Origin of the sequence: Bacillus sp. FJAT-29937 (assembly GCF_001509555.1) — a bacterium.
GTDB lineage: Bacteria > Bacillota > Bacilli > Bacillales > Cytobacillaceae > Cytobacillus.
This window is the reverse complement of record NZ_LMAS01000006.1, coordinates 392,274-399,126: the sequence shown is the minus strand read 5'-3', so window position 1 is coordinate 399,126 and position 6,853 is coordinate 392,274. Positions and strand designations below refer to the sequence as shown.

Here is a 6,853-nt window from a genome sequence, read left to right as displayed (position 1 = left end):
TGAAGAAGGCAAACCCTTTAGAGTAGCTATCATTGCTTGTGTAAATAAGCTTTTACATTGGATATATACGATTTTAAAAAACAAAACCACTTTCCAGGACTTGGGTTAATTACAAAGAAAGAGTAAACTAGACAAAACCTTCCAAATTCTAGCGTGTGGGAGGTTATTTGGCATGCCTATTTTTAGTATAGCATGAAAAACTTTATGTTTTTATTGAAAAATGTTGACAAACTATTAGCTGGTTTTAATTAAATCCCCTTCAAGCCATACATGCCAAGGGATTGGGGCTGTTCAATCAAACGTTTGATTAGTCTTTTTAGGCTGGGAAGATACTAAATCTTAGCTATAAACTTGTCCAAAGTTTGAACCTTCTTACCACAGGTGAAATAATGTAATACGGTTTAATTCAGAACCTTTAAACCCTTCACATACCCTTCCAATTCAGAAATCTTCGCACTCAATTCTTCTTTAACCTTTTCCTCAAAGGATTCCAAAGCATAATTCACACTGCTTACTGCTCCTTCTTCAATATCACCAGACATCGAATCAATAGATCCTTTCAAATCATCAATGAATTCTTTTGCCACTTCGCGGAATCCGGAGAAATACCACATATCTTTATATTTTGGCTTTCCAAACAATCCTTCCCCAACGTAAGTTTCATCGTAATCATAGTCAAATCTATCAACGTACCAACTAAGGCTTGTATATTCGCCTCGGTCCTTCAAATCAGCAATAATACCAGAACTTGTACTGCGTATATCGAAATCCTTCAACGGCTCTATTGCCCAATCTCTCTCAGATAAATAAACCGAGAAGTTCGTCCAAGATTCAGGTATTCTACCATTCTCACCTAATAAATCACAAATCTCAGCATACGCATTTGATAATAACTTTCTGATCTCTTGATTATAAACAAAATAAGCACTCTCTTCCGTATCTACACAAGTATAATACGGTTTCAAGACATTCACCTTATACTCAACAAATACTTTTTTAATCATCGGTCGATAGGCGGTTTCTGAATAACATAGATGTCTAAATTCTTCCCTTGCAGCTGATTTAGCCGAACCTTCAGAAGAATAATCTCGACTGTATTCTTTACCTGTGCAAGGAATCGGTATGTAGTAATCCTTGCTATTCAAACTGACATCTGAATTGCTTATCTTTTTAACATAAAAACGATTACACTTATCTTTTAAATTTGAGATAACCTCGGCAACTCCGGCCTCACCTTTTCGGGAAGCCATTCCAGTTTCAACAATCTGTAATGCTGATTCAGGACATTCCGCAACAACCTTCATAACACTTTCCAAATCCTTTTCTTGAATAGCTTTTCCAGCAACTGGTTCGGCATTCCCCTCAGCATTTTCCTGTAAGTAAGAAGAGCAATTGACTATACATAAGCCACAGCCACTACAATGATCATTAACAATAATCTGTTTCATTACAAATACCCCTTGTAAAATATTATTTTGCTTACATTATGCCTTTATTGCTTGACTCATTTTTTCTAAGTATTTCTCTCCGGTCATGATCATTCCGTTTGCTGACTCACTTATTTGTCCCTTCTCGTCAACGACAGGAACATCTATAATGTCAGATACCGCCACTGCAATGTTTACACAAGTCATCAATACACCTTTATCATAATCACTATAGTTTCGAACATCTAATCCATTTTTCCCTATCGTATTTGATGTTTCGTTAATAGACCTGATAAACAAAGCATTCATTGCCATAAGTAAGTTTGATATTCTATCGGCACGAGCAACGATAGCATCATACACTGCTCCAATAGATTCAGACTGTGAATAAATGACATTAGCTGCCCTCATTTGAGTATTGGCAGCCGATAGATATCTTTCGGAGTCCTTCTCCATCATTTTGCCTAATCCTTTTGTAATCCAGCCACAGACCAATTCCTTATCAGTAAAATCTTTTTTTACAGATACAGATAAGGCATCCAAAACGGCCAACTTTCTCACATGATCACGGATTACTATTTCATTTACTGCCGTCTTGTTTCCTAGTTCGATTTTCTGTATCTGGCTATAGACGTCTACAAATTTAGGAACTGTCCCTTGAACGATTGCTCTTTTCTTTTTTGCAACATTCATAAGCCTTTTATCCGCAAATTCCGCCTTTTTTCTAACCAATAATTCAGCTTCCTCGCTTCTTTCAAAAGCCTTTGCATACTTTTTTAATGCTTTCTCATCCATTTTGAGCGACTTGTCAACACTATAAAACGTCTTCGCCAATGCCCCTACTGCTAATGCCTCAATAATCATGTTTAATTGAAATCTCCTTTCCCGAAGTGCTACTTATTCTTAAAAATTCAATTTTAACGGCATATCCAACTGCGCTTCGTACTCATCAAGATTCTTAAACGCAACACTTTTTCCGAACAATGCAAGTATTCTATCTAAACCGGCTGTCACACCTTGAAGGTTAAAGGTTTGTTCACAAGCACTACTGAAAATCATATTAAATCCCTCTTGAATTTCTTCATCCCAGTATTTATATTCACGTTCTACAATACTTCTAAATTGATCCCTTTGATTTTCCATTTCCTTCAGGGCTTCTGTTTCAAGTCTCCTAATCTGACTTTCTTTTAACTTATAATCGTTCAAATGCTTTGATATATTGTAGACCGAAATAATTGCACTACAAGCAACTGTTGTTATAATTGTACCAAGTATTTCACCAATCACTTTACCAGCAACTACACCTGCTGCCGTTCCTACTCCAGGAAGAGCAACAGTTCCAGCAATCCCACCTAAAATTGCTCCAATTTCTCCTCCTATAGAACCTCCAATCATGCCGGCCACCATCGTTGCACCTTTTAGGCCAACCTCCTCAATAAACTCCTTACCATCTATGTCTCCATTAATATATTTAACTGCAGATTCTTGTACAATGACGGCAACCGAGATAATTTGTGCTACTCCATTACTATTCGCAAGTTTTGTAAATACTTTATTATTGCTATTACGTAATTGTGAGTTCACAACATCTAAAAGCAGCTTATTTGTTCCACCTGCAACTGCAACATCCACAACGACTTTACCCATTTCTTTTGTAGCGTCTCCTAAAGTTTCTTCCCCACTAGCCACTTTGCACAGTTTTCTCACAGCCTCTGCGGTCAAAGGAATGGCTGATTTGACTAATGTATCCTTAGCCCCAGCTGTAAATTCCTTGCCAATATTTTTGGCAGTTCTGGCCGTGAATTTGCCATGCAATGAAATATCGGATCTAACCTTATCTTTGGCCATCTTCACTCTTGCTTCTGATGACATCTCCTTATTCCTGTTGGTAATAATGTTCCAATCGCTTTGCTCACCCTTTGATGCATTGTCTTTTTTGGATAGAAGTCGAAGGTTTTCATCAGAATTCATAATCTCTTCAAAATCCGAATTAGACAAAAAAGGATTATGCTTTACTACATCATGAACATCCTTAAGTGCATTAATATGGTCTGCTTCACCTGCATACTCTGCCCATTTTGTTGAAATGTTTTCACCTTTAGAATTTTTCATACGATATTTTTTCTGAGCTGCTTTATGACTCTTATGTAACAATTTTCCGCTGATGGGATCCACATACGTTTCTCTATCTCCAAAAGCTTTATCTTTAAATTCCGCTTTTCTTTTTTGCGAATCCCACAGTTTAGCTCTGTTTTTCTGATTGTATTCTTGGGTAATACCAAGGCTGCTATTGGCCTGCTGTTCCATTAAACTTTGATTCTTCATTGCCTCTGTCGCCATATTAACACGGTCTTTATTCATATATCCTGTTCCTCTCATGAATCTCCTATTTTAAGCAAAACGATTCTCCCTGATTCCTTACCCATATCCACTAGATCGGACAAGGCACCACGGCTTCCCAGTGCAGACGCGCCTCCCTCCAGTACCTATTTCCTTTTAGCTGGCCATAAAACAAATTCATTTTCCGGACTTCGAAAAATAATTTCCGTTCCATTTATATTTAAGGTAATACCTGTTGATTCAAGTGCTTTACTAACATATTGGGATAATTCTTTTCCATAAGCGTTTTTCCAATATTTCATTTTAATCTCTGCTGCAAATTCACTTCGTGTTTTGAAACCTACCTTAATTGCTAATTCATCTAATTCTTCATCAACAGTATGACAATAACTACTTGTATATGGCTTATTTGGTTCTGCACAACCTTTATCTGTTGAATAATGATAAAAACTAGAAACCCCGTCCTCTATATCTGGAAAACTAATATATCTAACCAAAACTTCTTTCAAGATCTATACCTCCTTATTTGACTAAGATGATACCGCTAAAGATTGATTGCTTTTCAAAAGCCTCAATGCTAGACGGCAATTAACTAGACTATATACCTACCAATACTATATATAATAAGCACTATTGTCAGCAAATTGTAGGTAATTTTAAGTATATTTTGTTTGTGGCACTCTGCCAGCCCAAATAACCATTAGGTGGTGACCGTACTTTTTTTGCCCACTGTTATTTAGGTCGATGTTATACGCTATAATTCGAAACAGGATATTTAAAAACAAATCTAGAATAGAATACATACTCAAAAGTTTGAGTATTTATATCAGTGCTAAAAGAAAGGTTGTTATTTTAATGAAGAATCTAATCGAAGATCAATTAACCTCCCTTCAAATTTTACCAATCTCCCAATCCGTCTGGAATAAATTCGATATTGTTTTACATAGTGATTCCCCCCCCTCAACAATATAAATTTGTAAAAGAGACCATTCAAGAAAATGTTCCAAAGGGTAATGGTGGGCTATATATAATCTTGAGAGAGGGAAAAGTGCTTTACATAGGAGAAAGTGAAAAAAACATTCATAATAGATTAAGAAGGCATATTGATAAAATTTACAAAAGAACGGACAAGCGCTCTGACTTTTTTAAATTGGCAGAGCATCAAGGCAAGCTATCTATTTATTTTTGGGTATTGTCTCCTAGCTTAATAGGTTTTAGAAAGGCGATTGAAGATCTTTTAACAAATGCACTTGAGCCTGAATACAAAAAATGGGACTTAAAAAACAAAATGATTCTTTTAGATAATTTATTTAAAGAAGAGAAACTTTTACAAGACAATAAACATCAAATAGAACTGCACGATGGCGACTTTTACGATGAATTAGATAAAGATGATATGTTGGACAGATTAGGCCAACATAGTCCAGCAATGAGGAAATATTGGGAGGAATTCGAAGAGTTAACCATTCATTATGGAACAGACGGTATCTTAACCGTCAATATTGGTGCTGATGATCCAATGAATCTAGAAAGTAATAAGGCGTTTGAATTTGCTGCAAACATTGCCAAGAGGAAGGGGTATTCCACTTTCTATAAAGCAGAAGATGATATTCGCCTATACGGTCAAAACTGTTTGACGGAGAGAATGTTTTACTTTAAGCAATAGGTTGTCTTAAACCTTCGCATTCTTTTGAAAGGAGTATTAAAAATGAATAAAAATCTTTTTGCTAGACTTCTAGAAATTACACATACCCTGATACCTTATGAAATCAACCTAATGACCCATTATAATGGATGGGAAGATTCTATTGATTTACGTGGGAAAAACTTAATGATATCCATAATAGATGAACAATCTGAGTATGATTATAAGATAAAACTATCAGATGAGAGAGGGGTGACTGTAACAGTTCCTTGCGAGGGAGTTGAATACATCAACGAATATAGGAATAATGATCAATTAATAATTGAAATCTACTTATATATTTTTGAAGGAGTTGCAAGAATAACCGTTAAAGGAAAAGAAGTAATCATCCAAAATACAAATAAAGAGATTGAATACAATATGTTAATAAACAAAGCAAAAGCTTGTGTCACTTGCAAAACGATGAGCGACTCAAAAGCAATCATCGGTTATGCAAATGGAAACCTTGATGCAGATATTCTGTTTCTTGCCGAAGCGCCCGGGCCAAGAGGGGCTGATGTATCAGGAATTCCATTACAAGGTGATGTGACAGGAAAAAACTTTGAAAAACTTTTATCCTCCACAAATTGGACCCGCTCGGACATATTTATAACAAATGCGGTATTATGTTGTCCTGTAAATAGCAGCGGAAAGGTACGGCCTCCTTCTAAGGAAGAGATAAAAAACTGTCATCCATATTTGAAACAAATTATCGAACTAGTAGATCCAAAAATAGTAGTTACGTTAGGTAAGAAAGCTTTAGAAGCATTAAAGGAAATTGAACATCACAGTTTAGTTCTTAATCAGAATGTTGCCACGTATACAAAATGGAATGGTCGTTATGTGTATCCTCTTTATCACCCAAGTCCACAAGTAATAAACACAGGGAAAAGAACTTTACAACAACAAAGAACGGACTTCAAACAGCTTGAACACAATGATAAACAAAGAATTTTAAAGGGGAAAGCACCGATAAATTTTCAAAATAAAGATGCAGAATAAAAATTATTTGATCATCCTTTAAAACAATTGCTTGCTGGAAAACATATCAAAGGGCCTCTCTCAAAGCCATATAGCTCAAGGGATTAAGACAGTTCAATCAAACGTTTGTTTAAATCTAGTATAGAAAAAACAAGCAACTAATTTCTAATATTTCAATCTGACTTTTAATTATTACTTGACCACATATGAAATTTAAATGTGAACCTATAATTAACATGATTACGATATATTAAAATCAGATTTTGCAACAACTAAAAGAGAGCCCATAGTTGTACCAATGGACTCCCATCCCATGACTTATTTAGTTTCCTACAATCTCGTCCAAAGGTTGTAGTTCCCAACCGACAGATCAATTTTCGGAAGATCGTATTTATGAATTCTTAGAAAAGCAAGAAAATAC

Annotated in this window: 6 protein-coding genes; 2 read left to right on the top strand and 4 right to left on the bottom strand. The window is 35.6% G+C overall.

The genetic code is table 11. The annotated features are described in order from the left end of the window. Positions 1–401: 401 nt before the first annotated feature. From AR328_RS15450 to AR328_RS15435, 4 genes are all read right to left on the bottom strand, one after another. Positions 402–1,448, bottom strand: a complete 1,047-nt coding sequence (locus tag AR328_RS15450; protein WP_066297218.1) for a ferredoxin — start codon at positions 1,446–1,448, stop codon at positions 402–404. Positions 1,449–1,484: 36 nt separating this feature from the next. Then, a complete protein-coding gene (locus AR328_RS15445; RefSeq protein WP_066297212.1) occupies positions 1,485–2,291 on the bottom strand; it encodes a hypothetical protein in 807 nt (268 codons plus the stop codon). A 39-nt stretch (positions 2,292–2,330) separates the two neighbouring features. Continuing rightward, positions 2,331–3,788: a hypothetical protein gene (locus AR328_RS15440; RefSeq protein WP_197414471.1), complete on the bottom strand. Its 1,458-nt coding sequence runs from the start codon at positions 3,786–3,788 to the stop codon at positions 2,331–2,333. A gap of 125 nt (positions 3,789–3,913) precedes the next feature. Further along, positions 3,914–4,276, bottom strand: a complete 363-nt coding sequence (locus AR328_RS15435) for a hypothetical protein (protein ID WP_066297201.1) — start codon at positions 4,274–4,276, stop codon at positions 3,914–3,916. A 437-nt stretch (positions 4,277–4,713) separates the two neighbouring features. On the opposite strand from AR328_RS15435, the gene AR328_RS15430 reads away from it, so the two are divergent. Both AR328_RS15430 and AR328_RS22295 read left to right on the top strand, forming a co-directional pair. Beyond that, positions 4,714–5,433, top strand: a complete 720-nt coding sequence (locus AR328_RS15430) for a GIY-YIG nuclease family protein (RefSeq protein ID WP_269433527.1) — start codon at positions 4,714–4,716, stop codon at positions 5,431–5,433. A 42-nt stretch (positions 5,434–5,475) separates the two neighbouring features. Next, positions 5,476–6,453 (top strand): uracil-DNA glycosylase, encoded by a 978-nt coding sequence (locus AR328_RS22295; protein ID WP_082677259.1) that lies wholly within the window; start codon positions 5,476–5,478, stop codon positions 6,451–6,453. Positions 6,454–6,853 lie beyond the last annotated feature (400 nt).